Annotated in this window: 24 protein-coding genes and 1 riboswitch; of the genes, 16 read left to right on the top strand and 8 right to left on the bottom strand. The window is 75.1% G+C overall.

Translation table 11 applies throughout. The features are described from left to right. Positions 1-3: 3 nt before the first annotated feature. From WA788_RS05990 to WA788_RS06000, 3 genes are all read right to left on the bottom strand, one after another. Entirely contained in the window at positions 4-258 is a 255-nt protein-coding gene (locus WA788_RS05990; protein WP_335972311.1) for a DUF6480 family protein, read from the bottom strand. 209 nt (positions 259-467) lie between these two features. After that, entirely contained in the window at positions 468-1670 is a 1203-nt protein-coding gene (locus WA788_RS05995) for an SPFH domain-containing protein (protein ID WP_335972312.1), read from the bottom strand. Positions 1671-1760: 90 nt separating this feature from the next. Further along, complete coding sequence (locus WA788_RS06000; protein ID WP_335972313.1) at positions 1761-1994, bottom strand: NfeD family protein; 234 nt, start codon at positions 1992-1994, stop codon at positions 1761-1763. Between the two features lie 295 nt (positions 1995-2289). Here WA788_RS06000 and nhaA point away from each other — a divergent pair, with 295 nt between their 5' ends. Continuing rightward, positions 2290-4281 (top strand): Na+/H+ antiporter NhaA, encoded by a 1992-nt coding sequence (nhaA, locus tag WA788_RS06005; protein ID WP_335972314.1) that lies wholly within the window; start codon positions 2290-2292, stop codon positions 4279-4281. A gap of 75 nt (positions 4282-4356) precedes the next feature. On the opposite strand, the gene WA788_RS06010 is transcribed toward nhaA, so the two are convergent. Next, the gene (locus WA788_RS06010; protein ID WP_335972315.1) at positions 4357-4584 is read right to left on the bottom strand and encodes a DUF6296 family protein; all 228 of its coding nucleotides are present in this window, start codon (positions 4582-4584) and stop codon (positions 4357-4359) included. Positions 4585-4677: 93 nt separating this feature from the next. Between WA788_RS06010 and WA788_RS06015 the strand changes: the two genes are divergently transcribed. The 7 genes from WA788_RS06015 (at position 4678) to WA788_RS06045 (ending at position 12007) form a co-directional block, all read left to right on the top strand. Further along, positions 4678-5583, top strand: a complete 906-nt coding sequence (locus WA788_RS06015; protein WP_335972316.1) for an NAD-dependent protein deacetylase — start codon at positions 4678-4680, stop codon at positions 5581-5583. A 372-nt stretch (positions 5584-5955) separates the two neighbouring features. Continuing rightward, positions 5956-7323: a bifunctional o-acetylhomoserine/o-acetylserine sulfhydrylase gene (locus WA788_RS06020; protein WP_335972317.1), complete on the top strand. Its 1368-nt coding sequence runs from the start codon at positions 5956-5958 to the stop codon at positions 7321-7323. A 2-nt stretch (positions 7324-7325) separates the two neighbouring features. Next, positions 7326-8567, top strand: coding sequence for a homoserine O-acetyltransferase MetX (gene metX, locus WA788_RS06025; protein ID WP_335972318.1), 1242 nt, complete (start codon positions 7326-7328; stop codon positions 8565-8567). Then, positions 8566-8721, top strand: a riboswitch (cobalamin riboswitch). Its footprint overlaps the gene before it by 2 nt. Before the next feature lie 39 nt (positions 8722-8760). Beyond that, on the top strand, positions 8761-8979 hold the full coding sequence (locus WA788_RS06030; RefSeq protein ID WP_435130679.1) for a CbtB domain-containing protein: 219 nt from the start codon (positions 8761-8763) through the stop codon (positions 8977-8979). A 27-nt stretch (positions 8980-9006) separates the two neighbouring features. Then, the gene (locus tag WA788_RS06035; RefSeq protein WP_335972319.1) at positions 9007-9873 is read left to right on the top strand and encodes a CbtA family protein; all 867 of its coding nucleotides are present in this window, start codon (positions 9007-9009) and stop codon (positions 9871-9873) included. A gap of 48 nt (positions 9874-9921) precedes the next feature. After that, complete coding sequence (locus WA788_RS06040) at positions 9922-10761, top strand: (2Fe-2S)-binding protein (protein WP_335972320.1); 840 nt, start codon at positions 9922-9924, stop codon at positions 10759-10761. A gap of 172 nt (positions 10762-10933) precedes the next feature. Beyond that, positions 10934-12007: a HoxN/HupN/NixA family nickel/cobalt transporter gene (locus WA788_RS06045; protein ID WP_335972995.1), complete on the top strand. Its 1074-nt coding sequence runs from the start codon at positions 10934-10936 to the stop codon at positions 12005-12007. A gap of 10 nt (positions 12008-12017) precedes the next feature. Here WA788_RS06045 and WA788_RS06050 read toward each other — a convergent pair whose 3' ends face one another. The 3 genes from WA788_RS06050 to WA788_RS06060 all read right to left on the bottom strand — a co-directional run bounded on the left by WA788_RS06050 (position 12018) and on the right by WA788_RS06060 (position 16361). Then, a complete protein-coding gene (locus WA788_RS06050) occupies positions 12018-12881 on the bottom strand; it encodes a putative protein N(5)-glutamine methyltransferase (RefSeq protein ID WP_335972321.1) in 864 nt (287 codons plus the stop codon). A 192-nt stretch (positions 12882-13073) separates the two neighbouring features. Continuing rightward, positions 13074-15602 (bottom strand): glycoside hydrolase family 2 protein, encoded by a 2529-nt coding sequence (locus tag WA788_RS06055; protein WP_335972322.1) that lies wholly within the window; start codon positions 15600-15602, stop codon positions 13074-13076. A 192-nt stretch (positions 15603-15794) separates the two neighbouring features. Beyond that, positions 15795-16361 (bottom strand): TetR/AcrR family transcriptional regulator, encoded by a 567-nt coding sequence (locus WA788_RS06060; RefSeq protein ID WP_335972323.1) that lies wholly within the window; start codon positions 16359-16361, stop codon positions 15795-15797. A 139-nt stretch (positions 16362-16500) separates the two neighbouring features. On the opposite strand from WA788_RS06060, the gene WA788_RS06065 reads away from it, so the two are divergent. From WA788_RS06065 to WA788_RS06095, 7 genes are all read left to right on the top strand, one after another. Continuing rightward, complete coding sequence (locus WA788_RS06065; protein ID WP_335972324.1) at positions 16501-17268, top strand: SDR family NAD(P)-dependent oxidoreductase; 768 nt, start codon at positions 16501-16503, stop codon at positions 17266-17268. A 22-nt stretch (positions 17269-17290) separates the two neighbouring features. Further along, entirely contained in the window at positions 17291-18256 is a 966-nt protein-coding gene (locus tag WA788_RS06070) for an alpha/beta hydrolase fold domain-containing protein (protein ID WP_335972325.1), read from the top strand. 101 nt (positions 18257-18357) lie between these two features. Beyond that, positions 18358-19743: a glutaminase A gene (gene glsA, locus WA788_RS06075; protein ID WP_335972326.1), complete on the top strand. Its 1386-nt coding sequence runs from the start codon at positions 18358-18360 to the stop codon at positions 19741-19743. 111 nt (positions 19744-19854) lie between these two features. Further along, complete coding sequence (locus tag WA788_RS06080) at positions 19855-20952, top strand: baeRF3 domain-containing protein (RefSeq protein ID WP_335972998.1); 1098 nt, start codon at positions 19855-19857, stop codon at positions 20950-20952. 240 nt (positions 20953-21192) lie between these two features. After that, positions 21193-21633 (top strand): XRE family transcriptional regulator, encoded by a 441-nt coding sequence (locus WA788_RS06085; RefSeq protein WP_335972327.1) that lies wholly within the window; start codon positions 21193-21195, stop codon positions 21631-21633. A 207-nt stretch (positions 21634-21840) separates the two neighbouring features. Beyond that, positions 21841-22419, top strand: coding sequence for a ParH-like protein (locus WA788_RS06090; protein ID WP_435130686.1), 579 nt, complete (start codon positions 21841-21843; stop codon positions 22417-22419). Then, complete coding sequence (locus tag WA788_RS06095) at positions 22412-23632, top strand: MAB_1171c family putative transporter (RefSeq protein ID WP_335972329.1); 1221 nt, start codon at positions 22412-22414, stop codon at positions 23630-23632. Before WA788_RS06090 ends, WA788_RS06095 begins: the two co-directional genes overlap by 8 nt. Positions 23633-23790: 158 nt before the next feature. On the opposite strand, the gene WA788_RS06100 is transcribed toward WA788_RS06095, so the two are convergent. Continuing rightward, positions 23791-24384: an SRPBCC family protein gene (locus WA788_RS06100; RefSeq protein WP_335972330.1), complete on the bottom strand. Its 594-nt coding sequence runs from the start codon at positions 24382-24384 to the stop codon at positions 23791-23793. A 238-nt stretch (positions 24385-24622) separates the two neighbouring features. On the opposite strand from WA788_RS06100, the gene WA788_RS06105 reads away from it, so the two are divergent. Next, a complete protein-coding gene (locus WA788_RS06105) occupies positions 24623-25087 on the top strand; it encodes a universal stress protein (RefSeq protein WP_335972331.1) in 465 nt (154 codons plus the stop codon). Position 25088: the final 1 nt, after the last annotated feature.

Consider the following 25088-nt stretch of genomic DNA (forward strand, 5'->3'; position numbering starts at 1 on the left):
CGGTCAGCTCGACGGCCAGATGATCATCTGGAGCGCCCAGCCCAGCAGCCCGGCGACGAAGAGCACCACCACCGCCATGATCAGGCTGATCGGCAGGGCGCCCCAGCCGCGGCTGAGCGCCTCGCGCTCCGGGCCGTCCAGGTCCGAGACCCCCGACTCCGCCGGCGGCGTCTCGCCGGGCCGCGGCCGGGCGTCCCCGGAGATGCTCAGCCCCTCGTCGGCCACGTGCGGGTTGCCGTGGGCAGTGGTGGTCGCCATGTCGCCGCTCCGTCCGGTCGCGCGGGTCCGCGGGAGGGACCCCGGGAAGGTCGTACCCCCAGGCGCGTACCCCGGGAAAGCCGGACAAACCACATGAAGCCAACCACCGGGCGCCGTACCGCGCGCCCCCGCGAACGGGTACGGCGCCCGCCCCTCCCCCGTGCAGGGGCGGGCGGACGCCGTACCCGTGGCGCCGGCTGCTCGGCAGCTCAGTCGATGTCGACCGGACCGTCGGACGACGACGACGAGGACGAGGAGGACGCGCCGCGCCCGCCCTTCCCGCCGACCTGCCCGCGCAGTGCCAGCCCGGCGCCGGGCACCTCGCCGCCCTGCTCGCCGCCGAGGTTCTTGCGGACCGAGTCCAGGATCGTCAGCCCCTGGCTGACCAGCCCCGCCGCGATCTCGCTGAGGCCGTCCGCGCCGTTGAGCACATTGACGTTGGCGCCGGACAGGCCCGCCGACGCCTCCTTGACGATCTGCGGCAGCTGGTCGATGAGCATCCGGTCCAGCGCGACCCGGTCGTGCGACGCCGCCGCGGCGGCCTGGATGCGCATCCGCTCGGCGTCGGCCACGGCCAGCACCCTGATCCGCTCCGCCTCGGCCTCGGCCGGCTTGACGATCTCCGCGACCAGCTGCTGCTGGCGCAGCTCGGCCGCGCGCAGCGCCAGTTCGGTCTGCGCGGCGAGCACCTCCTGCTGGGCGTGTGCCTGGGCCAGCGGCCCCGCCTGGGCGGCCTGGGCCTGCGCCCGGTCCACCTCGGCGTTGTACTCCGCCTGCACGACCGCGGTCTGCCGCGCGTACTCGGCCTGGTTGCGCGCCGCGACCTGCTGGGCCTCCACCGACGCCTGGGTGGCCTGGGCCTGCGCGATCTGCGCCTGCCGCTGGATGGCGGCCTTGTGCGGCGCCGACATCGCGTCGATGTAGCCGGTGTCCCCGTCGTCGATCGACTGGATCTGGAGCGAGTCCACCGTCAGCCCGATCTTGGCCATCTCGGACTTGGAGGTCTCCAGCACCTCCGTGGCCAGCTTCTGCCGCTCGGTGACGATCTCCTCGACCGTCATCGAGCCGATGATCGACCGCAGGTGGCCGGCGAAGATCCGGCCGGTCAGGACCGCCATCTGGTCCTGGTCGGACAGGAAGCGCTGCCCGGCGTTGACGATGCTCTCGTGGTCGTTGCCGACCTTGAACGCGATGACCGCCTTGACCGTCAGCGCGATGCCCTGCCGGGTCACGCACTTCTCGGAGACCTCCGCCTCGCACATGGCGAGGGTCAGGAACCGGGTCTTGCGGAACACGGGGAGGACGAACTTGCCGTGGCCGGTCACCACCCGGAAGGGGGCGCCTCCCAACCCCCGCCGGCCGCCCGAGATGAGCATCGCCTCATCGGGCGCGGGTACGCGATATCCCAACATCCATAGTCCCCTTCTGTGCGCGGCCGAACCGGCGCCCCGGGTGCGCACCCGCGCGGCCCACGCGCGGCACGTGCCCCCGTCGCACCCGGCTCAGCCCGCCGGTGCGTCTACTCCGTCGAGCCACTGGATGACATCGACCTGGCGGCTGCCGCGGGATTCCACCACGAGCACGGTCGCCCCCTCGGGCAGGGGTTCGTCCGACCAGGCGAGAAAGGTCTCGGAGCCGCCTCTGACCCGCACCAGGACCTCGCCGGGACCGGCGGGTCCCCGGGTGCCGATCAGCAGTTCCCCCGTGCGGCCGATCACGGCGTCGTCCCGTGCCATCCCCGGCCGCCCCCTTGTCGTCGTGGTGGTGCGAATTCCGACCGTGACCATCCTCCCACCTGGGACCCCCCGGGGATCACCAGCGGTCGCTACGGAATACGCGCGCCGCGCCCGCGCGGTTCCCGCCCGGAGCCGGCAGTTGCCGCCCGCCCGCCGCGGGCGGCTGGAATGATCGGCGGGCCCGGCGGGTTCGGGTGTCTGGCGCACCGGATGCCGCCGGCGCGGTGTGCGCGTGCCGGACGGCACCCGGACGTGCCAGGGTGAGATCAGCGCAGTTCACACAGTGGGAGGCTGGATGTTCCGGAGCTTCAGGGCTCCCTCGCCGGATGATCCGGACCGGTCGCGGGAGCAGGGCCGCCCGGATCTGCCGGACGCGGCGGACCGGGCCGGTCCGCCGGACCAGGACGACGACGCGGACCGCAGCGAGCGCGACCGCGACAGCACCGCGTCGCCCTGGGCGTACATCCGCACCGAGACCGGCAGCGCCGCGGTGCTGCTCGCCGCGACCGTCGCGGCGCTGGTGTGGGTCAACGCGGCGCCGGGCGACTACGCCTCGGTGTGGGCGACCCGGCTGTCGGTGCAGTGGGGCGGCCACGGCGTCGACCTGGACCTGCGCGAGTGGGTCAACAGCGGCCTGATGACGCTGTTCTTCCTGGTGGTCGGGTTGGAGGCGCGGCGCGAGTTCGACATGGGCGAACTGCGCGACCGGCGCCGGATCGCGCTGCCGCTGCTGGCCGGGATCAGCGGCATGGTCGTGCCGGTGGCGATCTACCTCGCGGTGAACTCCGGCGGGCACGCCGGCCACGGCTGGGGCGCCGCGATGTCCACGGACACCGCGTTCGCGCTGGGCATGCTCGCGCTGCTCGGCGCGCGCTTCCCGCGCCGGCTGCACACCTTCATCCTCACCGTGGCCGTGGTCGACGACTTCGTGGCGCTCGCGGTGATCGCGGTCGCCTACAGCGAGCACCTCTCCTGGACCCCGCTGGCGGTCGGCATCGGCCTGCTGGCGGTGGTGGCCGTGATCCGGCGGGCCGGGGTACGGCGCGGCGGCCCGTACGCGGTGCTCGGGATCGCGGCGTGGACGGCGTTCGTGCACTCCGGGGTGGACCCGGTGGTAGTGGGCCTGGTGATCGGCCTGCTGGCGTTCGCGTATCCGGCGCCGCGCGAGGCGCTGGAGCGGGCCAGCGGCCTGTTCCGGTCCTTCCGCGAGCAGCCCACGCCCGAGCTGGAGCGGGAGGCGCGGCTCGGCCTGGCCTCCGCGCTGTCCCCCAACGACCGGCTCCAGCGGCTGTGGCACCCCTGGTCCAGCTATGTGATCGTGCCGCTGTTCGCCCTCGCCAACGCCGGGATCGAGATCAACGGCTCGCTGCTGGCGCGGGCGTACACCTCCCCGATCACGCTGGGCATCCTGCTCGCCTACGGCCTGGGCAAGCCGATCGGCATCGTGGGCTCCACCGCGCTGGCCACCCGGCTCAGCCGGGGCCGGATGCGCCCGCCGGTCGGCTGGGGCGCGGTGACCGGCGGCGGCACCATCGCCGGGATCGGCTTCACCGTGTCGCTGCTGATCGCGACGCTGGCATTCACCGGCCAGCAGCTGGACGAGGCGAAGATCGGGGTGCTCAGCGCGGTGGTCTTCGCGATGCTGAGCACGTCCGTGGTCGCGCTGGTCACCTCGCGGCTGCCGGCGGCCCGGCGGGCGCGGGCGCTGCTGGGCACCGCGCAGTCGGTGGTGGACCTGGCCGAGCCGGTCGACCCGGAGCTGGACCATGTGCGCGGCCCGCTCGACTCGCCGGTGACCGTGGTCGAGTACGGCGACTTCGAGTGCCCCTACTGCGGGCAGGCCGAGGGCGTGGTGCGCGAGCTGCTCGCCGACTTCGGGGACGTGCGCTACGTCTGGCGGCACCTGCCGCTGACCGATGTGCACCCGCACGCGCAGCTCGCCGCGGAGGCGTCGGAGGCGGCCGCGCTCCAGGGCGGTTTCTGGGAGATGCGGGACCTGCTCATCACCAGCCAGGACGAACTGGGCGTGAAGGACCTGCTCCGGCACGCGGACCGGCTGGGGCTGGACGTGGACCGGTTCCGGCACGCGCTCAAGGCCCGCAAGGGCGCCGCGCGGGTCGCGCGGGACGTGGAGTCGGCGGACCTGAGCCGGGTCTCCGGCACGCCGACGTTCTTCATCAACGGCCGCCGGCACCACGGCGCGTACGACATCGCGAGCCTGTCCGCGGCCGTGGTGGCCGCGCGCGACCGGGCGGTGCTGGTGGACGGCGCCGGGCGCCAGGGGTGAACGGCGGCGGCATGCCGACGGCCGGGCCGGGCACGGCGCTGTTGCCGTGCCCGGCCCGGCCGTCGGGGGCGGGCCTCAGGCCGCCCGTACCGCGTGCGGCGGCACCGGTTGCTGGTGGCCGCCACTGGCCATCATCCGGACCTCGCCCTCGGCGCTGATCTCGGCACGCACGATGCCGGTCTCGTCCTCGTAGACGGGGTAGCCGCCCGCGCCCGACGCGTCGGTGCGGTGGACGACGACGACGTCGTCCTCGACGGCGGGGGCCTGGAAGACCAGTTCGTAGACGGCGGGGTACTCCTCCATGGGCACACACCTCCCCAGGGCAGTACTCCATCATCCCGCAGATCGGCGGTTTCCGCCTCCCGGGGCGGGCCGCCGCGGACGTAGGCTGCCGGCATGAACACCGGCGTGGGCGCAGTCACGGGCACGGACGCGGGCACCGGCACGGAGGCAGGCAGCGGCGCCGAGGCCCTGGCGGCGCTGGCGCCCCTGCTGCCGCTGGTGTCGCGCGGCGGCGTCGTGGTGCTGAGCGGGGCGGGGCTGTCCACGGAGTCGGGCATCCCCGACTACCGCGGCGAGACCGGCCGGCGGCGGCGCGGCAGCCCGATGACGTACCAGGAGTTCACCGGCAGCGCGGAGGGCCGCCGCCGGTACTGGGCGCGCAGCCACGTCGGCTGGCCGTCGATCGCCGGGGCCCGGCCGAACGCGGGCCACCGGGCCGTGGCGCGGCTGGCCGCGGCCGGGCTGGTGACGGGCGTGGTCACGCAGAACGTGGACGGGCTGCACGCCGCCGCGGGCACGGCCGACGCGGTCGAGCTGCACGGCAGCCTGCACGCGGTGGTCTGCCTGGACTGCGGGGCCCGCGGGCCGCGGACGGACCTGGCCGAGCGGCTGGACGCGGCGAACCCGGGGTTTCGCGCGCTCGCGGCCCGGATCGCCGCCGACGGGGACGCGGAGCTGCCCGCCGAGCACGTCGCGTCCTTCCGCCCGGTCGGCTGCGCGGTGTGCGGGAGCGGCGTGCTCAAGCCCGACGTGGTGTTCTTCGGCGAGCAGGTGCCGCTCCCCCGGGTGCACGCGAGCTACGCGCTCGTGGACGCCGCGTCGCTGCTGCTGGTGGCCGGCTCCTCCCTCACGGTGATGTCGGGGCTGCGGTTCGCGCGCCACGCGGCCAAGCACGGCACCCCGGTGGCCATCGTCAACCAGGGCCCCACCCGGGGCGACGACCTGGCCGCGCTCCGCCTCGACCTGCCGCTCGGCCCCGCTCTGACCGCGCTGGCCGACCGCCTCGCCCCGGTCGGCTGAGCAGACCCGCGCGCTGGCCCGGGCGGGCCGGGGGCGGCGAATACCAACGCCGTGTTAAGCCTGCGCCGCAGCCGGGACAGCCGCGCCCGGCCGTGCTTCCATGGGCCGCATGACCCCGTTCGTGAAGCGCCGCCACGTGGACTACGCGCGCGTCACGACCACGGGGTGTCCCGGCGCGCGCTGACGTCCGCCGCACCGCCGGACCGTCGCCGTACGCCTCGCGCCGTACGCCTCCGCCGTCGTCAACGCCCCGCCCCGCCCCCGGTGTCCACCCCCGGGGGTACGGCCCCGCGGGCGCCGGTGGCGTACCCGCGCGCACCTCCGCAGCACACCCGCAGCGCCACCCGTACGCGTCCCAGCACAGGGAGAACCATGACCGAGCAGCAGCCCGTCGACGCCGTGACCGCCGGGCACACGCCCGAGACCGCCGTCGCCGCCGCCACCGAGGAGCCGAACTGGTCGTTCGAGACCCGGCAGGTCCACTCGGGGGCGGTGCCCGACCCGGCGACCGGGGCGCGGGCGGTGCCGATCTACCAGACGTCGTCGTACGTCTTCCGCGACACCCAGCACGCCGCGGACCTGTTCGCGCTGGCCGAGCCGGGCAACATCTACACCCGCATCCACAACCCGACCCAGGACGTGTTCGAGCAGCGGATCGCCGCGCTGGAGGGCGGGGTCGCCGCGGTGGCGCTGGCGTCCGGCCAGGCCGCGGAGACCCTGGCGATCCTGACGCTGGCGGGCGCCGGCGACCACGTGGTGGCCGGCTCGTCGCTGTACGGCGGGACGTACAACCTCTTCAAGCACACCCTGCCGCGGTTCGGCGTCGAGGTGTCCTTCGTCGACCCGGACGACGTCGCCGCGTGGCGGGCGGCGGTGCGGCCGAACACCAAGGCGTTCTTCGCCGAGACGCTGGGCAACCCGCGCGGCAACGTGCTGGACGTCCAGGCCGTGGCGGACGCGGCGCACGCCGAGGGGGTGCCGCTGATCGTGGACAACACGGTGCCGACGCCCTTCCTGCTCCAGCCGCTGCGGCACGGCGCGGACGTGGTGGTGCACTCGGCGACGAAGTTCCTCGGCGGCCACGGCACCACCATCGCCGGTGTGGTCGTGGACGGCGGCAGCTTCGACTTCGGGGCGCACGCCGACCGCTTCCCGGACTTCTCCGCGCCCGACCCGAGCTACCACGGCCTCCAGTACTGGCCGGCGCTCGGCCCCGGCGCCTATGCGGTCAAGCTGCGGGTGCAGCTGCTGCGCGACCTCGGCCCGGCGCTGTCGCCGCACTCGGCGTTCCTGCTGCTCCAGGGCGTCGAGACGCTGTCCCTGCGGCTGGAGCGGCACTCCTCGAACGCGCAGGAGCTCGCGGAGTGGCTCCAGGCCCGCGACGAGGTCGCGGCGGTGCACTACCCGGGCCTGCCCTCCAGCCCCTGGTACGAGGCCGGGCAGCGCTACCTGCCGCGCGGCGCGGGCGCGGTGCTCGCCTTCGAACTGCGCGACGGCGCACAGGCCGGCCGGCGGTTCGTGGACGCGGTGCGGCTCTTCAGCCACCTGGCGAACATCGGCGACGTGCGCAGCCTGATCATCCACCCGGCCTCCACCACGCACAGCCAGCTCGACGAGGCGCAGCTCGCGCAGACCGGTGCGACGCCCGGCCTGGTGCGGCTGTCGGTCGGCATCGAGAACGTCGCGGACCTCAAGGCCGACCTGGAAGCAGGGTTCCGCGCGGCCAAGGGCGCGTCCTGACCGTGCCTGGCACGCCGCCGGTCCCCGGCGCCGGATCGCCCGCCGCCGCCCCGGAACCCGCCGGCGCCGGCGGGGTCCTCCCGCCGCCCGCCTCCGGGGCGTGGCGGCCGGGGGACCCGCCCGGGCGGCGGCGCTGGCACCGCGCGGCGGGGCCGCTCGCGCTGGAGGCGGGCGGCGAACTGCCGGAGGTGCGGCTGGCGTACGAGACGTGGGGCCGCCTCGCGCCCGACGGGTCGAACGCGGTCCTGGTGCTGCACGCGCTGACCGGGGACAGCCACGTCGCCGGTCCTGCCGGGCCCGGCCATCCCACGGCCGGCTGGTGGGACGCGCTGGTCGGGCCGGGCCGGGCGCTGGACACCGACCGCTTCTTCGTGGTGGCGCCCAACGTGCTGGGCGGCTGCCAGGGCAGCACCGGCCCGGCCACCGCCCGGCCGGACGGGCGGCCGTGGGGCGGCGCCTTCCCGTTCCTGACCCAGCGCGACCAGGTCGCGGCCGAGGCGGGCCTGGCGGACGCGCTGGGCATCGACCGGTGGGCGCTGGTGGTCGGCGGGTCGATGGGCGGCATGCGGGCGCTGGAGTGGGCGGCCGGCCGCCCGGAGCGGGTCGGCGCGCTGCTGCTGCTCGCCTGCCCGGCGGCGGCCAGTGCCGAGCAGATCGGCTGGGCGTCGGTGCAGCTGCGGGCGATCCGGGCCGACCCGGCCTGGCGCGGCGGCGACTACCACGGCGCCGGGCCGGGCGGCGGCCCGCACGCCGGTCTCGGCCAGGCCCGCCGGCTGGCGCACCTGACGTACCGCAGCGAGCCGGAACTGCGGGCGCGCTTCGGCCGGGACCCGCAGCGCGGTGAACTGCCCTGGCACGGCGGCCGGTACGCGGTGGAGTCGTATCTCGACCACCACGCGGACAAGCTGGTGCGCCGGTTCGACGCGGGCAGCTATGTGGTGCTCACCGAGGCGATGAACGCCCATGACGTGGGGCGCGGGCGGGGCGGCACCGCGGCGGCGCTGCGGCGGGTCACGGCGCCCGCGCTGGTGGCCGGGGTCGACTCCGACCGGCTCTACCCGACCGCGCAGCAGGAGGAGTTGGCGGCGGGCATCCCGGGCGCGGACCGGACGCGGACGATCCACTCGCCGTACGGGCATGACGGCTTCCTCATCGAGGTGGATCAAGTGGCCGCGCTGGTCGGGGAGTTGCTGCCGCCTCCGGCGGCGCGGCGGCCCCCGCGCGGCGTGGCGGGAAGCAGGTGACACGCGTTGACGTGCCGGTTCGCCCGCCCGTACGCTGGCCGTTCGTGATGGTGTGAGGAAGCCGGTGGAACTCCGGCACGGTCGCGCCACTGTGTACCGGTCGCCTCTGGGGGCGTCCGGGAGTCAGATACTCCGCCGTCACGCCGCCCCATTCGAACCGAGGGACGCTGTATCCCCGAAGGAGGCCCCACCCGTGAGTTCTGTGTCCACCCCTTCGTCGACCGAGGCCACGCCGGTTGTCCTGCCCGTCTCCAAGGCGGTGCTCTGGCTGGTCGGCAGCGCGCTCCTGGCGCTGGCCGCCTACTACTTCATCGGCGTCGACCAGGGCGCGGTGTCCGTCTTCGGCCGGGACATGCACATCCACGAGTTCGTGCACGACGCGCGGCACTTCCTCGGCTTCCCCTGCCACTGACGACACCAGGCAGGCGGACAACTCGACATGGAGAAACGACTCGTACTGCGCGGCGTGCTCGCCGGCGCGATCGGCGGGCTGCTCGCGTTCGTCTTCGCGCGGATCTTCGCCGAACCGCAGATCAACCGGGCGATCAGCTACGAGAGCGGCCGGGACGCGGCGCAGAACGCCCTGGACAAGGCCGCGGGCCTGCCGGTCTCCCCGGACGGCCCCGACCTGTTCAGCCGCACCGTCCAGGCCGATGTCGGCATGGGCGTGGGCCTGGTCCTCTTCGGTGCGGCGATGGGCGCCCTGTTCGCGGTGGTCTACACGGTGTGCCTGGGCCGGGTGGGCGGCGTCCGGCCGCGCACGCTGGCGCTGCTGGTGGCCGGCGGCGGCTTCCTCGGCTTCTACCTGGTGCCGTTCGTGAAGTACCCGGCGAACCCGCCCGCGATCGGGCACGAGGACACCATCAAGGCCCGCACCGGGCTCTATCTGGTCATGGTGGTCTGCTCGATCACGCTGCTCGCGCTGGCGGTGTGGCTGGGGCGGCGGCTCCAGGGGCGGTTCGGCACGTGGAACGCCACGCTGCTGGCCGGTGCGGCCTTCGTGGTCGCCATCGGCGTCGTGATCGGCCTGCTGCCCGCGCTGGGACACCTGGCCGCCAACCGCGAGCAGTACGGCAACCACGCCACGGAGACACCTCAGCCGCTGACCGACCCGGCGGGGCGGATCGTCTACCCGGGCTTCCCTGCGGACGTGCTGTTCCGGTTCCGCTTGTACTCGGTGGCCGCGCAGCTGCTGCTGTGGTCGGCGATCGCGCTGGTCTTCGGGCCGCTTTCGGAGCGGGTGCTGAGCGCCTCGCCGACCGGCCGCGCCGCACGGGCGCCCCGGGTCGGCCCGGTGGAGGCGTGAGGGGGCGCCTCGGCGCGCCATCCCGCCCTGCCGCGGCAGGGTGGCGCCGTGCACGGCGATGAGACGAGAGCGGCCCTGGCGGAGCTGGGGCCGTTCTTCGCGGTCGAGAGCGCTGCGGCGGCCGATGCGGCCGGCGGCGGCTCCGGCTGGCGGTCGATGGGCGAGCTGGGCGACGGCAGCGGGGTGCTGGCCGCCCGCGTGGCCGCCGTACGCGGGGTGCTGGCCGCGGGCGGCGGGCAGCAGCCGGACGCGGTCGAGGAGCGGGTGGCCGCGTCCGTGACCCACCTGGGCCTGGTGGCGCGGCTGCTCTCCCCCTACCTGGCGCTGGCCGTGCTGTACGGGCACGTGCCCGGCGCCGTACGGCTGTCCGACCTGCGCTGGCAGCCCGCGCTCGGCGGCCCCTACCCGCTGGCCCTGCCGGGGCTGCCCGGCCGCGCCGCGGGCCCGCCCGCCCCGGCGGAGACCGGGCCCGCGGAGACCGGTGGGGTCGCGGACCTCGGCAGGGTGGCGGGCCTCGGTGGGGTCGCGGACGCGTTCGCGGCGGCGGTCCTCTCCGGCCCGGTCCGCGAACTGACCGCGGCCTGCGCGGACTTCCGCGTCTCCCCGCACGTCCTGCGGGGCAACACCGCGTCCGCGCTCGCCGGCGCCGCCCGCATGGTCGCCGGGGCCCGCCCGGAGGCCGCCGCGCGGGCCCGCGCGCTGACCGGGCTGCTGCTGGCCGGCGGCCCGCTGCGCGGCGCCGGGCATCTCACCCCGGCGGACGCCGGCGGGGGCCACGGCGCCTTCCGGCGGCGCAGCTGCTGCCTGATCTACCGGGCCGCGCCGGGTCACGCCGGGGCGCTGTGCGGCGACTGTGCGCTCTCCCGTGTGCCGGTGCGCCCGGGATGAAGCAGGTCAAAGCGTTGCGGGCATGAGGACCCGGTCTTGTTGCGAGCAACTTGCAACAAGTAATGTGTCGCATCGAGGTGTCCCGCCCCCGGTCGCAAAGGACGCAACGTTGACCTCCATCATCCAGACCCGCCCCGCCGCGGGGTCCCGCCTCCAGCGGATATCGGCGTCGATGTCGCGTGCCGAGTGGACCCGGCTGGGCGGTATGGCCGGCTTCATCGTGGCGCTGCACGTCATCGGCTGGTTCACGCTCGCGGTGATCGTCGCCCCGCACCACTACCGGACGGGCACCGGCGTCTTCGGGGTCGGCATCGGCGTCACCGCCTACACGCTCGGGATGCGGCACGCCTTCGACGCCGACCACATCGCCGCGATCGACAACACCACCCGCAAGCTGATGGGCGAGGGCAAGCGGCCGCTGTCGGTCGGCTTCTGGTTCTCGCTCGGGCACTCCTCGATCGTCTTCGGGCTGTCCTTCCTGCTCTCCCTGGGCATCAGGTCGCTCGCCGACCCGGTGGCGCACGACAACTCCGGGCTGCACGACGTCACCGGCTGGATCGGCACCACCGTCTCGGGCACGTTCCTGTACGCGATCGCGCTGGTCAACCTGCTGATCCTGGGCGGCATCTGGAAGGTCTTCCGGCGGATGCGGCACGGCGAGTTCGACGAGGCGGCGCTGGAGGACCAGCTCAACAACCGCGGTCTGATGAACCGCCTGCTGGGTCGGCTGATGAAGTCCGTGAGCAAGCCGTGGCAGATGTACCCGATCGGCCTGCTCTTCGGCCTCGGCTTCGACACCGCCACCGAGATCGCGCTGCTGGTGCTGGCCGGCTCCGGCGCCGCCTCGGGCCTGCCCTGGTACGCGATCCTGTGCCTGCCGGTCCTCTTCGCCGCCGGCATGTGCCTGCTGGACACCATCGACGGCTCGTTCATGAACTTCGCGTACGAGTGGGCGTTCTCCAAGCCGGTCCGCAAGGTCTACTACAACCTCACCATCACCGGCCTGTCCGTCGCGGTCGCCCTGATCATCGGCACCGTCGAACTGCTCGGCCTGATCTCCGACAAGGCCGGTCTGCACGGCTCCTTCTGGGACTGGATCGGCGGGCTGGACCTCAACATCGTCGGCTACGTCATCGTCGGCCTGTTCTTCCTCACCTGGGCCGTGGCCCTGGCCGTCTGGAAGTACGGCAACATCGAGGAGAAGTGGTCCACCGGCCTGCGCACCGCCGACGCCGGCCCGGAGTAGCGCCCGCCGCTCAGGGCCGCTCCCGCGGTGACCGGTGCGGGGCGGGCCCGGGGTGCGGGCGGGTGGCCAGCAGGACGGTGGCCTCCAGGTCGGGGTCGTGGGCGGTGGCCGCGGTCAGGCCGCCGGCGCGCAGGGCACGCAGGGCGGCGGGGACCTGGGCCCGGCCGGCCTCGGAGAGCAGGGTGCCGCCCGGCGCGAGCCAGGTGGCGGCGTCGCGGGCGACGCGGCGCAGCAGGTCCAGGCCGTCGGCGCCGCCGTCGAGGGCGAGCGGTGCCTCGTGGTCGCGGGCCTCGGCGGGCAGCAGCGGGATGTCGCCGGTGGGCACGTAGGGGACGTTGGCGGTGAGGATGTCCACCCGGCCGCGCAGGGTGGGCGGCAGGGGCGCGAACAGGTCGCCCTCGTGGACCTGGCCGCGGGCGGCCGCCAGATTGCGGCGGGCGTAGCGCACGGCGGCGGGGTCGAGGTCGGCGGCGTGGAGTTCGACGCCGGGCGCGGCCGCGGCGAGTGCGGCGCCGACCGCCCCGGACCCGCAGCACAGGTCCAGCACGACCGCGCCGGGGCGCAGCAGGGCGGCGGCACGGGCGAGCAGGAACTCGGTGCGGCGGCGCGGCACGAACACCCCGGGGCCGACCTCGATCCGCAGGCCGGCGAACCCGGCCCAGCCGACGACGTGTTCCAGGGGCAGGCCGCCCGCGCGGCGCGCCACCATCGCGGCCAGCTCCCGCGGGGTGGCGGCGGCCTCGGTCAGCAGGCCCGCCTCCTCCTCGGCGAAGACGCAGCCGGCGGCGCGCAGTTCGGCGGCGGTGTCGGCCGGGTGCGGCCAGCCGGGGCGGCTGCCGGTGCCGGGGCGGGGCGCGAAGCGGGGTTCGGACATGGGTGGCGGTGCCTTTCGGGAAGCGTGGCGCTCCCTGGGGCCGTGCCGTCGCGCGGGGCGTCGACGTCAGCGGGCGCGGCCGTGCGGTGGGAGCGAGCGTGGTGTCCTGCGGCGGTTGATCGGTCCCACCTCCTCGGCTCGTCGCGGGGCGCGCTGCGGCCGGACCCGGTCCGCGGCGCCGTGCCGGACAACCTACCGTACGACCGCGGCGTTGACGGTGTGCAGGGCGGCGGTGGCGGCCTCGGCGGTGGGGTCGGGCCAGCCGTGCACGGTGAAGGTGGCGTGCTCGCCGGGCAGCAGCGTGGTCAGGCCGCGGTCGGTGTGCGCGGCCGGGCCGAGCCGGTCGGCCTGGAGGAGCAGGTCGCGCAGCAGGGTGCGGGCGGTGACGGTGATCTCGACGGCGGGCACGGCGGGCACGGCGGTGTCGGGGCCGCCGGTGTCCTGGTCGCGGACGGTCAGCGCGAGGTCCCACCGCGGGTGCGGGTAGGCGAAGTCCTTGTCCCGGACGGGGAACCAGTACGCGCGCGCCGCCCCCGGCTCGGTGTCCGTGTCGCCGCCCCGCTCGGCGTTCGGCTCGGCGTCCGCGGTGAGCAGCTGCGCGGTGCTGCCCGCCGCCGGCCGCAGCCGCGGCGGCACCGGCAGGTCGGCGACGGTACGGGCGGCCGCGGTGAAGGGCAGCCGGACCTCCGCGAGCACCTCGCCCCCGACGGTGACCCGGCGCAGCAGCACGCTCCCGGACCAGGCCCGCCCCGCCTGGTTGACCACGGCCAGCACCAGAGCGCCGTCCCCGCCGTCCCCGCCGTCCCCCGCGCGCTCCTGGAAGGTCAGCAGCCGGTCCGCGTACAGCCGCTTCAGCTCGTGGTAGAGCGGCTTGGGCCGCCCGTCGCCGTCGATGGCGGCCCAGGACGTCACCGGCCAGCAGTCGTTGAGCTGCCAGACGACGGTGCCGGCGCAGCGCGGCCAGTGCGCGCGCCAGTGCTCGACACCGGTGGCCACGGCACGTGCCTGGTTGACCTGGGTGAGGTAGTGCCAGGTGTCGAAGTCGGCCGGGACGGGGAAGTGCCGGGCCAGGCCGCGGGCGAGTTTGCCGTTGCCGTCGGCGGCCTTCTGGTGGTGGAGCATGCCGGGCGAGTCGGGGGTGAGCGGTGTGTCGCCGATGGCGCGGCGCACCGTGGCGTAGGCGGGCGGGGCCTGCCAGCCGAACTCCGCGACGAACCGCGGGACGCTGTCGCGGTAGTCGGTGTAGTCGGTCCGGTTCCACACGTCCCAGGAGTGGGCGGTGCCGTGGCCGGGGTCGTTGGGGTGGTGCCGCCAGGAGCCGGACCAGGGGCTGCCGGCCCAGTACGGGCGGGTCGGGTCGGTCTCGGCGACGACCCGGGCGAGGAGGCCCAGGTAGTAGCCCTCGCCCCAGGAAGCGCCGGCGAGTTCGGGCTCCCAGTCCCAGTCGCGGAAGGCCCACAGGTTCTCGTTGTTGCCGTTCCACAGCACCAGCGAGGGGTGCGGGGCGAGCCGGGCGACGTTCTCCCGGGCCTCGGCCTCCACCTCGGAGCGCAGCGGCTGCTCCTCGGGGTAGGCGGCGCAGGCGAAGAGGAAGTCCTGCCAGACCAGCAGGCCCAGCTCGTCGCAGGCGTCGTAGAAGTCGTCGCTCTCGTAGATCCCGCCGCCCCACACCCGCACCAGGTCCACCCCGGCGGCCGCGGCCTGCGCCAGGCGGGCGCGGTAGCGCGGGGCGTCGACCCGGCTGGGGAAGGCGTCGTCGGGAATCCAGTTGACGCCTCGGGCGAACAGGGCGGTGCCGTTGACCCGCAGGGTGAACGCCGAGCCGTGCGCGTCGGGCGCGGTGTCCAGTTCGACGCTGCGGAAGCCGATCCGCCGCTGCCAGGTGTCGAGCGGCTCGGCGCCGTCCAGGACGGTCACCTCGCAGGCGTACAGCGGCTGTTCGCCGTAGCCGCGCGGCCACCACAGCCGGGCGCCGGGCACCTCGCAGCCGACGGTGAGGCGGTCGGTGCCGGGCGCGGCGGTGGTCTCGGCGACGCTGTCGCCGACCCGCAGCCGTACGGTCAGCGGCCGGGCGGCGCCGGCGGCGGTCCGCTCCAGCTCGATCCGCGCCTCGACGCGGCCGGTGCCCTCGGCGACGGTGACCTGCGGCACCACGCCGGCCAGCCGCGCGGTGGACCAGCGCTCGATCCGCACCTGCTTCCACATGCCGGCGGTGACCAGGGTCGGCCCCCAGTCCCAGCCGAAGGAGCAGGCCATCTTCCGGATGTACTGGAAGGGTTCGGGATAGGCGTTGGGGCGCGCGCCGAGCAGCGCGCGGACCCGTTCGGCCTCGGTGTACGCGGAGGTGAAGGCGACGGTCAGCGGGGTGTCCGCGGCCGTGTCGAGCGCGTCGGTGACGTCGAAGCGGTACGCGCGGTGCATGTTGCGGGTGCGGCCGAGCACCCGTGCGCCGAGCCGGACCTCGGCCACGGTGTCCAGCCCGTCGAAGACCAGGTCGGTCCGCTCGTGTCCGGGCGCGGCCGGCGGCAGCGCCGTCTCGTAACGCCAGTCCGCGCGGCCGACCCACGCCACCTCGGTCTCGTTGCGGTCCAGGTACGGGTCCGGGATCACCCCGGCGGCCATCAGGTCGGTGTGCACGCACCCCGGCACCGTCGCGGGCACGCTGCCCCGGCCGGGCACCTTCAGCGCCCAGCCCTCGGCGACCGGCGTGGCGTCCTTCATCCCTGTTCCCCTGCCTGCTGCTGACCGTCCCGGCGACCGCTGCACCGGCGGCGCCCCTGTCCGGCGCGCGTTAAACGGTAAAGCACGGCGGGCGGCCGGCAACAGGGGTGGACCGGTGCGCTGGCCCTGCCGTACCGAACCGGTTCAGTCCGGGCGCGGCGTCGGCGCGGCCGCTGCGAGCGGCCCGGGTGCCTACTTCAGCGCGGCGGCCGCCAGCCGCAGTTCGCGGAAGGCGAGGTCGATGTGGTCGCCGAGGGGGACCGACCCGTCCTGCATCCAGCGGTGGGTGGCCGCGGCGAAGGTGTCCATGCCGACCTGGGCGAGCAGCGGCGCGGTCCGGGCGTCGACCCCGCGGCCGCGCAGCGCGCCGGTCAGAGCGTCGACGAGCAGGGCCCGTTTGGCGAGGGCGCGTTCGCGCAGCGCCGGGGTCTCGTCGATCAGGTGCGCGCCCCGCTCGGTGACGGGCCGGTTGCGTTCGAAGAGCGGCACCGAGTCGCGGAAGGCGGCGCGCAGGGCCGGCAGCGGCTTGGTGCCGTGCGGGACCTGGGCGACGGCTCGGGTGAGGACGTCGCGCAGTTCGCTTTCGCCGTCGAAGAACATCTCGCGCTTGTCGGAGAAGTGCCGGTAGAAGGTCCGCTCCGTGACCCCTGCCCGCGCGGCGATGGCCTCGACGGTGACCTGGTCGAAACCGTGCTCGGCGAACAGGTCGAGCGCGGCTTGCAGCAGCCGCCGGCGTGCCGCTTCTCCGCTTCTTGGCATGGCGACACTCTACCGCCCGGTGTCGGCACCTGCCGGTTTTTGCGTCAGACCCTGACACCATGTAGCGTCAGAATGCGACACTAAACCCGTCAGACTCTGACGCTAAAGATGTCTGGCATGAGACGTGAGGGAGGTCGCCATGGAGCAGCGGTTCGACGGCAGGACCGTGGTCGTCACGGGCGCGAGCTCGGGGATCGGGGTGGGCATCGCCCGGCGGTTCCACGAGGAGGGGGCGTGCGTGGTGCTGGCCGCCCGGCGCCGGGACCGGCTCGACGCGCTCGCGGCGGAGCTCGGCGGGGAGCGGGCCCTGGCCGTGACGACGGACGTCACCAGCCGCGACGACATGGACGCGCTGGCCGAGGCCGCCGCGGAGCGGTTCGGCGGCATCGACGTGCTCGTGTCCAACGCGGGCCTGGGGCTCGGCAAGGAGTTTCAGGACACCACCGCCGCGGACTGGCGCCTGGTGATGAGCACGGACGTGGACAGCTGCTTCCACGGAGCGCAGGCCGTCCTGCCGCACCTGAAGCGGAGCGGCGGCAGCATCGTGCAGATCGCCTCGGCATCCGGGATGGGCGGCGACCGGATGCTCACCGCCTACAACGCGGCGAAGGGCGCGGTGGTGAACTTCACCCGCGGACTCGCCTTCGACCTGGGGCGGTTCGGCATCCGCGTCAACACCGTGGCCCCGTCCCTGACGCTGGGCGCTGAGCATGCCGGGCGCCCGGAGGCCGCGCGGCTGGTCGAGCGGTTCAACGACCGCCGCGCGCTGGCCGGCTACAGCACCCCGGCCGACATCGCCGCCGCGGTCGCGTTCCTCGCCTCCCCCGACGCCCGCTTCATCACCGGTGTCCTGCTCCCCGTCGACGGCGGCATCACCGCCGGCAGCGGCCAGCCTCCCCTGTTCTGAACTCCGGAAAGGACCACGCCCCGTGACCTACGACCTCGACCCCGAACTCGCCGCCGCGCTGGCGGCCCTGCCCAAGGGCCCCAACGGCGCGCTGCTCGACTTCTCCGACATCCCCGCCTGCCGCGCACAGGCGCAGGCCGCGAGCGCCGGGCTGCCGATACCCGATCCCGACCCGCGCGTCACGATCGAGACGCTCGCCGTCCCCCGCGGCGACGGCACCGCACTCGACGTCGTGCTGTTCTCCCCCGTGCCGGCCGACCGGCCGCGGCCGGCGCTGCTGTACTTCCACGCGGGCGGGCAGGTGCTGGGCAGCGCCCACGACCGCGTCGCCCACGCGTACGCCGCCGCCATGGCGCTCGAACTCGACATCGTGCTGGCCGTGGTCGACTACCGGCTGGCACCGGAGACCCAGGCGCCGGGGGCCGCCGAGGACGGCTACCTCGCCTACACCCACCTGGTCGCGCACGCCGCCGGCCACGGCATCGCCCCCGACCGGATCGGGCTGGCCGGCGCGAGCGGCGGCGGGGCGCCCGCCACCGCGACGGCGCTCATGGTCCGCGACCGCGGGGACCGCCGGCCGCGGCTGCTGTCGCTGAACTACCCGATGCTCGACGACCGCGGCGCGACGGCCTCCAGCCGCGAGATCGTCGACCTCGGGGTCTACGACCGCCGGGAGAACGCGTACGCGTGGGCCGCGGTGCTCGGCGACCGCGTCGGCACCGCGGACGTGCACCCCTACAGCGCGCCCGGCCGCGCCACGGACGTCGCCGGGCTGCCGGACACCTTCGTCGCCGTCGCCCAGTACGACGTCTTCCGCGACGAGAACATCGACTTCGCCCGCCGCCTGATCGCCGCCGGCGTGCCCGTCGACCTGCACCTCTACGCGCACACCTACCATGCCTGGGACGTGTTCGCCCCGGCCTCGGCCCTCGCGGGCACCTTCGTCCGCACCTGGCACGACTACCTCCGCCGCCACCTCCACGGCTGAGCCCGTCGGCCGCGGCACGGGGCCCGGGGCCGCCGCCGCGGCACGGCTGCCCGCCGCGGTCCCGCGTTGCGGCCCCGCTGTGCCGCGCCAAGCATGGACGCATGGCCGACGCGGCACCGTTCGACGTGATCAGCGCGGGCCTCGCCGAGGTGCACCGGCAGCTGCTGCCGGTCACGGACGGCGAGGTCGCCTCGTACATCCCGCAGCTCGCGCTCGCCGACCCGGGCGACTTCGGGTTGGCGCTGGTGAGCATGGACGGCCACCGGTACCGGGCCGGGCGCGCCGGGGTGCCGTTCTCCCTCCAGTCGGTGTCCAAGCCGTTCGTGTACGCGCTGGCCCTGGCGGAACTCGGGCTGGAGGAGGTGCGGGCTCGGGTGGGCCTCGAGCCGAGCGGCGACGCGTTCAACGCGATCAGCCTGGAGCGCGGCACGGGCCGCCCGGCGAACCCGATGATCAACGCGGGCGCGATCGCCACCACGAACCTGGTGCCGGCCGGCAGCCCGCAGGAGCGGTTCGGCCGGGTGCTGGAGGGCCTGAGCGCGTTCGCCGGGCGCCGGCTGGACGTCGACGAGGAGGTCTACCGCTCGGAGTCGGCGACCGGCGACCGCAACCGCGCCCTGGCCTACCTGATGCACGCCGCCGGTTCGCTGCGCACCGAGCCGCGGGCCGCGGTGGAGACGTACTTCCGGCAGTGCGCGGTGCGGGTGGACACGGTGGACCTGGCCGTGATGGCCGCGACCCTGGCCACCGGCGGCGTCAACCCGGTGTCGGGGCGGCGCGTGGTGCCCGAGCCGGTCGCGGTGCAGGTGCTCGCGGTGATGGCGACCTGCGGGATGTACGACGCGGCGGGCGACTGGCTGGTACGGGTGGGGCTGCCCGCCAAGAGCGGCGTGTCGGGCGGCCTGGCCGCGGCGAGCCCGGGCCGGTTCGGCATCGCCTGCTACAGCCCGCCGCTGGATTCGACCGGCAGCCCGGTGCGGGCGGTGGCGGCGCTGCGCGAGATGTCCCGCCGGTTCGGGATGCACCTGATGCACGTGCCCGCGCCGGGCCCGGCGACGGTGACCGCGTGCACGACGGCGGAGCACTGGCCGGCGGGCGCGGACCGGCCGCCGGCCGAGCGGGAGCTGCTGGCCCGCGAGGGGCGGCGGATCGCGCTGGTGGCCGCGCGGGGCGAGCTGGACTTCACGGCGGTGGAGCGGGTGCTGTGGGCGCTGGCGTCGGTGGCGCCGCAGCAGCCGGGGTGGCTGGTGCTGGACCTGGCGGAGGTGCTGTGGGTGCGGCCGCCGGCCCGCGCGATGCTCGAAGCGGCGCTGGAGCGGGTCACGGCCGCCGGGCACCGGGTCGCCGTGGTGCCGGGCGCGCAGGCCTACGGGCACGGCGGGCTTGCGTCGGGCGCCCAGGTGTGCGGCAGCCGCGCGGAGGCGGTCGCGTGGGCCGAGGACGGCTTGGTCGCCTCCTCCGCTGGGCTGCGGAAGCCGCCCGATTGATATATCCAGGTAGTGACGGAAATGTCGGAAGCGGACGACTGCTGGAAGACGGCCAGACGGTTCGGGGGCCGCGTCTTCGCAAGCCGCCGGAAAGGTCATCCCATGCCCTCCATGCACCAGCCGCTGACTCCTGCCGCGCTCGCCGACCTGCGCCGCCCGCGCAAGTACCCGGCGGTCTCGGTGCTGCTGCCCACGCACCGCCGCGAACCGGACAACGCGCAGGACGCCGTACGGCTGCGCAACCTCCTGGAGGAGGCGAAGAACGCGGTGCACAGCGACCCCGAGGTGGCCAGGGCGGACCGGATCGACGTGATCGGACGGCTCGACCAGGCGCTGGCGGAGGTGGACCTGGTGTACGCCGAGGACGGTCTGGCGATCTTCGCCGCGCCCGGCGAGCACCACGTCTGGTCGCTGGACCGGCCGGTGCCGGAGCGGGTGCTGCTGGCCCAGACCTTCCTGACCCGCAACCTGGTCGCCGCCTATGCCGCGAGCCGGCCGTTCTGGGTGCTGGCGCTGTCCGCGGACGTGGCGACGCTGTGGAGCGGCGGCCGCCAGCACACCCCGCACCAGGAGGCGGGGCCGTTCCCGGTGCGCCGCGAGCCGATCGACTTCGACCCCGAGCACCAGGAGCAGATCGGCGACACCCCGAGCATCTTCAACGACGAGGACACCCGGACCTTCCTGCGGCAGGTCACCGAGGCGGTGGGGGCGGTGCAGGCGGCCGACCCGCGCCCGTTGTACCTGGTGGCCGAGCCGGAGGCGGTCAGCGCCCTGGACGAGGTCGGCCCGGTGGCCAGGGACGCGGTGGCGCACATCGGACAGGGCGGACTCGCCGGGGGCCCGGGCGAGGCGCTGGCCCGGGCGGTGGCCGACGCCGACCGCGAGCGCGACGAGCGCGCGGTCGCCGAGGTGCTCGACGACCTGGACCGGGCCCGCGGCCGCAAGGCGTTCGCCGGGGGCGTGGACGAGGTCTGGCAGTCGGTGAGCGAGGGCCGCGCGGCGCTGGTGGCGATCGAGGACGGCTACCGCACCACGGTCCGGGACGAGGGCGACCACCTGGTGCCGGCCGGCACCGAGGAGCGCGGCGCCCGCGACGACATCGTGGACGAGATCGCCGAGCAGGCGCTCGACACCGGCGCCCGGGTCCGCTTCGTGCCGGACGGCCACCTCGCCGACGCCGGCCACATCGCCGCGGTCCTGCGCTACTAGGCTGTCTCCGGCCCACAGCGCCGTCCCGCCCGAGGGGCGGGGGCCGACGGAGCCTGGTACTCCCCATGGCCGGGGGGAATGGGGGCGGGATGTGTCAGGCACGGCCCAGGCCGCCGCACGGCGGGCGGGCGTCCGCTTGCGGCCGGGTGGCGACAGAAGCGGTCCGGACAGCGGTGCCAAGTGGCGGCCCCCGCGCCTATCATGAGATTCCGGTTCTCGGCGGGGGCGGTGGAATCAGGCATGGTTGACGGGGACGGGTCGGCGCGCGGCGCGGCGACCCTTGCGGAGAAGATCGACGCGCTCTTCCGCGTGGTGCGCCGGTCGGGCCGGGAGGCGTACACGCACGAGGAAGTGGCGCGCGCCTGCCGGGAGGCGACCGGGGAGAGCTTCTCGACCACCTACCTCTGGCAGTTGCGCACCGGGCGGCGGACCAATCCGACCAAGCGCCACCTGGAAGCGCTCGCGCAGTTCTTCCGGATTCCGGTCGCGTACTTCTTCGACGACGACCAAGGCGCCCGGATCGCCGCCGAGTTGGAGCTGCTCGGCGCGCTGCGGGACGCCGGGGTGCGCAGCGTCGCGCTGCGGGCGGTGAACCTCTCGCCGGAGGGCATGGACACGATCAGCGACATGATCGACCTGATCGCCCGGCGCGAGGCGGACCGCAACCGCAACTCGCCCTAGGAGCCGCCGGGTTCGGGGCGAACGGGGAGCAGGGACCAACGGGGAGCAGGGCAGAACGGGGCAGAAGGGTTGACGGGATGCCACGGGTGCGGGTCCGGGAGCAGGTGACCGCCGGAACCGCACCGGGGCGTCTTGGAGCTTTCCGGACCGGGCGCGAGAGCGGACCTGGGCGGCGCGCGAGCGCCGGCCGCAGGCGGCGACAGGGGGATGGTGCACGTGAGAGCGCGGGCTGCCGTACATGACGCGCTGTGGGAGAAGTACCGCCGGGCCATGGGCTCGGGCGAACTGCCCCGGCCGTTCGACGAGATGGCGCTGATCGCACGGCTCGCCGAGCGGCGCGGCCGGCCGATCGAGCTGATCCCGGTCGACGCGCTGCCGAACCTGCCGTGCGGGCTGCTGATGGTCACCGACCACGCCGACTGCATCGTCTACGCCACCGACACCAGCGTGCTGCACCAGCGGCACATCCTGCTCCACGAGGCCGCGCACCTGGTGTGCGGGCACGACGGGGCCGGGCCGGGCGCCGGCGACGCCGCGGACCCGGGCGACGCCGCCACCGCCGGGTCCCGGGCGCTGCTGCCGCACCTGCCGGACACGCTGGTGCGACGGGTGCTGGGCCGTACCGTCTACACCGAACCGCAGGAGCACGAGGCGGAGTTGCTGGCGTCGCTGATCTGCTCGCGGGCCGCGCGGGAGGCCCGTACCCCGCCGCTCGCGGAGGGCCAGCAGCGCCGGCTGGGCTCGCTGTTCGGGGTGCCGCGGGCCCGGGGCCGATCGCGTGGTTGACGCGGGGACGTACACCGCGGGCGGGCTGCTGCTCGCCTTCGCCTGCTACCGGATGGTGGTGGTGCGGCTCGGCGGGCCCGACCCGGACCCGGCCACGCGCTACGTCGGCTGGTTCGCGCTGTCGATGGGCGCGGCGCTGCTGGTGCTGGCGCCGGCCACCGTACGGGCGGTGCACCGGTTCGGGCCGGCGCCGCGGGTGGCGGCGCTGCTGGGCACCGAGTTGAAGATGGGCGCGCTGACGGTACTGGCGCTGATCGCCCGGGCGCTGGCGGAGCCGGGGCGTCCGCAGCGCGAGGCGGAGCGGCGCTCGGCGCGGCAGGCGCTGGCGGCCGGTGTGCTGCTGGCCGCGCTGTTCCTGCCCGCGGGTGTCCGCGAGCACAACGGCACCGGGTACGTCACCGGCACCGCGGGCCGCTGGCTGCTGGCGGGCTACGACGTGCTGTTCGTGGGGTACTCGCTGCGCTGCCTGGCCCTGTTCGGCACCCTCCTCGGCCGCCACACCCGCGGGATGCCGCCCAGCGCGCTGCGTACGGGGCTGCGGCTGATGCGGGTGAGCGGCGCGGTCGGCGCGGCCTGGACGCTGCTGCTGCTGTGGGACGCGGTGCGGGTGCTGCGCTCGGGCCGGCAGGACACCGCCGAGCACCGGATGGCGGCGGTGCTGGCGCTGGTGTGCGTCCTGCTGGCGGTGGGCGGGGCGACGGCCAGTACGTGGGAGCGGGCGCTGACCGCGCCGGTCCGGCTGGTGCGTGCCGCCCGCTCCTACCGCGCCCTGGAGCCGCTGTGGTCGGCACTGTACGAGGCGCACCCGGGCATCGCGCTGCGGCCGCCGCGCCCGGACCGCTGGCCGGCGCTGCGGGACGTGCAGTTCGCGCTGTACCGGCGGGTGATCGAGATCCACGACGGGCGGCTGTCGCTGCGGCCGTACTACCCGGCGGACGCCCGGGCGTGGCTGGCCGCGCGGACGACCGCCGGGGCGGAGGCGCTGCCGGACACGCTGTCCAGGGCGCCGTCCGACGCGGCGGTGGAGGCGGCGGCGCTCGCGGCGGCGGTGGAGGCGCGGCGCGCGGGGCACAAGCCGGTGCCGCGGCGGCCCGCGGTGGCCGCGGCCGTGCCGCCGCGCACCGGGACGATCGACGGGGACGTGGCCTGGCTGACGGCGGTGGCGCAGGCATTCGCCCTGCTCACGGCGTCCGGCGGGCGCGACCGGCCATGAACGCGGACATGGACCCGGACACGGACTCGGACATGGACCCGGACGTGAAAGAGCCCCGGCCGGGACGGGGGGACCAGGCCGGGGCAGTCGCGGTGTGACGCCGCGGACACATCATGTTCACCGATGTTCACCGCATCGCCACATGAATACTTTAACACTCAATGAGCGTAGTCGAAGCCAGTGGGCGCGGCCTCGGCCCGCGCGGGGGGCGCGGCGGGCGCGGCCGGCTCCCCCGTCCGCGCCGCGGGCTGCTCGGTGCGCGCCGCGGCGGCCGCGTCGACCCCGGTGGCGATCATCGCCGACAGCGGCTCGACGGCGGTGCGGTTCTCACCCAGCAGTTCGCGCAGCTTCAGGCCGTCGGCGGGCAGGTCCCGCCGCCACGCCATCGCCACCAGCGGCCCGAGCAGCGCGAGCGCGGCACTGAGCGAGCTGGTCACCGACAGCCGTACCAGGGTGCCGTCGGCGTGCGGCAGCAGGTCGAAGCCGAAGTGCGGGACCTGGGTGCCCAGCGGGCCCCACATCCGCTGGCCGCGGAACGCTATCCGGCGGCCCGGCTCGAAGTCCGCGCAGACCAGGTGGTGCGGGCGGCGCCGCCCGGGAAAGCGGTAACGGTAGACCGCGCCGGGCCCCGGCGCCACATGCCCCGACTCCACCGAGGACACGCCCGAACTCCACAGCGCGAGGTTGCGGGCATCGGCGAGGAAGTCGAAGACCTCCGTAGGTGTACGCCGCACGAACACGTTCGTGGACACGCAAGGCATCGCTGACCTCCCCGGTAGCGGCGTGGACCCGGTAGCGCCGCGGACGGCCGCCGCGGGCGGACGCGGACCGCGGAGAACGGTGCGCTTGCCTCGGGTGGCCGTCTGCTTCACTCCACTTCCACAGCGTGCCCCGCAAAAGCGCACATGTCGTGGCGGTGCGGCCGATCGAGTGAGAACGCTGCGTGCACGGGGGTGATCAACGTGTGCCGTAAACCGATAGCCTGACCTGGTGGAAGAGCAGCAACTGCCGACCCGTTTCGAGCGCGGCACCGACGGCCCGAAGGTGATCGTCGCCGGACTCGACGGTTCGGACTCGTCCTGGCGGGCCGCGGCGTACGCGGGCGGTCTGGCCCGCCGGCAGCATGCCCTGCTCGCGCTCGTCTACGTGCAGCCGTACATCGCGGGCGGCGCCGCGCTCGGAGTGCCGGTCTCCGAGGCGGACACCGGGGTCGCCGAGCAGCTGCTCGCCGAGATCCGCGCCTCGGTGGAGCGGGTACGCGGGGCGTTCACGGTGCGCTGGGAGTTCCACACCTTCCGCGGCGACCCCTACAACGGGCTGGCGATGGCCGCCGACCAGCTCACCGCCGACGCCGTGGTGGTCGGCGCCTCCGAACGGGCCGGGCACCGCCTGGTCGGCTCGGTCGCGGTGCGCCTGGTGAAGTCCGGCCGCTGGCCGGTCACCGTGGTGCCGTAGC

The sequence above is a fragment of the Streptomyces sp. CA2R106 genome, assembly GCF_037034245.1.
Lineage (GTDB): Bacteria > Actinomycetota > Actinomycetes > Streptomycetales > Streptomycetaceae > Actinacidiphila.

What these genes read in the sequence shown, in the direction of transcription:
- WA788_RS06015 (WP_335972316.1), top strand. Translation starts at nt 4,678, where the DNA reads ATGAACACCGGCGTGGGCGCAGTCACGGGCACGGACGCGGGCACCGGC.
- WA788_RS06085 (WP_335972327.1), top strand. Translation starts at nt 21,193, where the DNA reads ATGGTTGACGGGGACGGGTCGGCGCGCGGCGCGGCGACCCTTGCGGAG.
- WA788_RS06035 (WP_335972319.1), top strand. Translation starts at nt 9,007, where the DNA reads ATGGAGAAACGACTCGTACTGCGCGGCGTGCTCGCCGGCGCGATCGGC.
- WA788_RS06010 (WP_335972315.1), bottom strand. Translation starts at nt 4,584, where the DNA reads ATGGAGGAGTACCCCGCCGTCTACGAACTGGTCTTCCAGGCCCCCGCC.
- WA788_RS06065 (WP_335972324.1), top strand. Translation starts at nt 16,501, where the DNA reads ATGGAGCAGCGGTTCGACGGCAGGACCGTGGTCGTCACGGGCGCGAGC.
- WA788_RS05990 (WP_335972311.1), bottom strand. Translation starts at nt 258, where the DNA reads ATGGCGACCACCACTGCCCACGGCAACCCGCACGTGGCCGACGAGGGG.
- glsA (WP_335972326.1), top strand. Translation starts at nt 18,358, where the DNA reads ATGGCCGACGCGGCACCGTTCGACGTGATCAGCGCGGGCCTCGCCGAG.
- WA788_RS06080 (WP_335972998.1), top strand. Translation starts at nt 19,855, where the DNA reads ATGCACCAGCCGCTGACTCCTGCCGCGCTCGCCGACCTGCGCCGCCCG.
- WA788_RS06000 (WP_335972313.1), bottom strand. Translation starts at nt 1,994, where the DNA reads ATGGCACGGGACGACGCCGTGATCGGCCGCACGGGGGAACTGCTGATC.
- WA788_RS06020 (WP_335972317.1), top strand. Translation starts at nt 5,956, where the DNA reads ATGACCGAGCAGCAGCCCGTCGACGCCGTGACCGCCGGGCACACGCCC.
- WA788_RS06060 (WP_335972323.1), bottom strand. Translation starts at nt 16,361, where the DNA reads ATGCCAAGAAGCGGAGAAGCGGCACGCCGGCGGCTGCTGCAAGCCGCG.
- WA788_RS05995 (WP_335972312.1), bottom strand. Translation starts at nt 1,670, where the DNA reads ATGTTGGGATATCGCGTACCCGCGCCCGATGAGGCGATGCTCATCTCG.
- WA788_RS06050 (WP_335972321.1), bottom strand. Translation starts at nt 12,881, where the DNA reads ATGTCCGAACCCCGCTTCGCGCCCCGCCCCGGCACCGGCAGCCGCCCC.
- nhaA (WP_335972314.1), top strand. Translation starts at nt 2,290, where the DNA reads ATGTTCCGGAGCTTCAGGGCTCCCTCGCCGGATGATCCGGACCGGTCG.
- WA788_RS06055 (WP_335972322.1), bottom strand. Translation starts at nt 15,602, where the DNA reads ATGAAGGACGCCACGCCGGTCGCCGAGGGCTGGGCGCTGAAGGTGCCC.
- WA788_RS06045 (WP_335972995.1), top strand. Translation starts at nt 10,934, where the DNA reads ATGTCGCGTGCCGAGTGGACCCGGCTGGGCGGTATGGCCGGCTTCATC.
- WA788_RS06090 (WP_435130686.1), top strand. Translation starts at nt 21,841, where the DNA reads ATGGTGCACGTGAGAGCGCGGGCTGCCGTACATGACGCGCTGTGGGAG.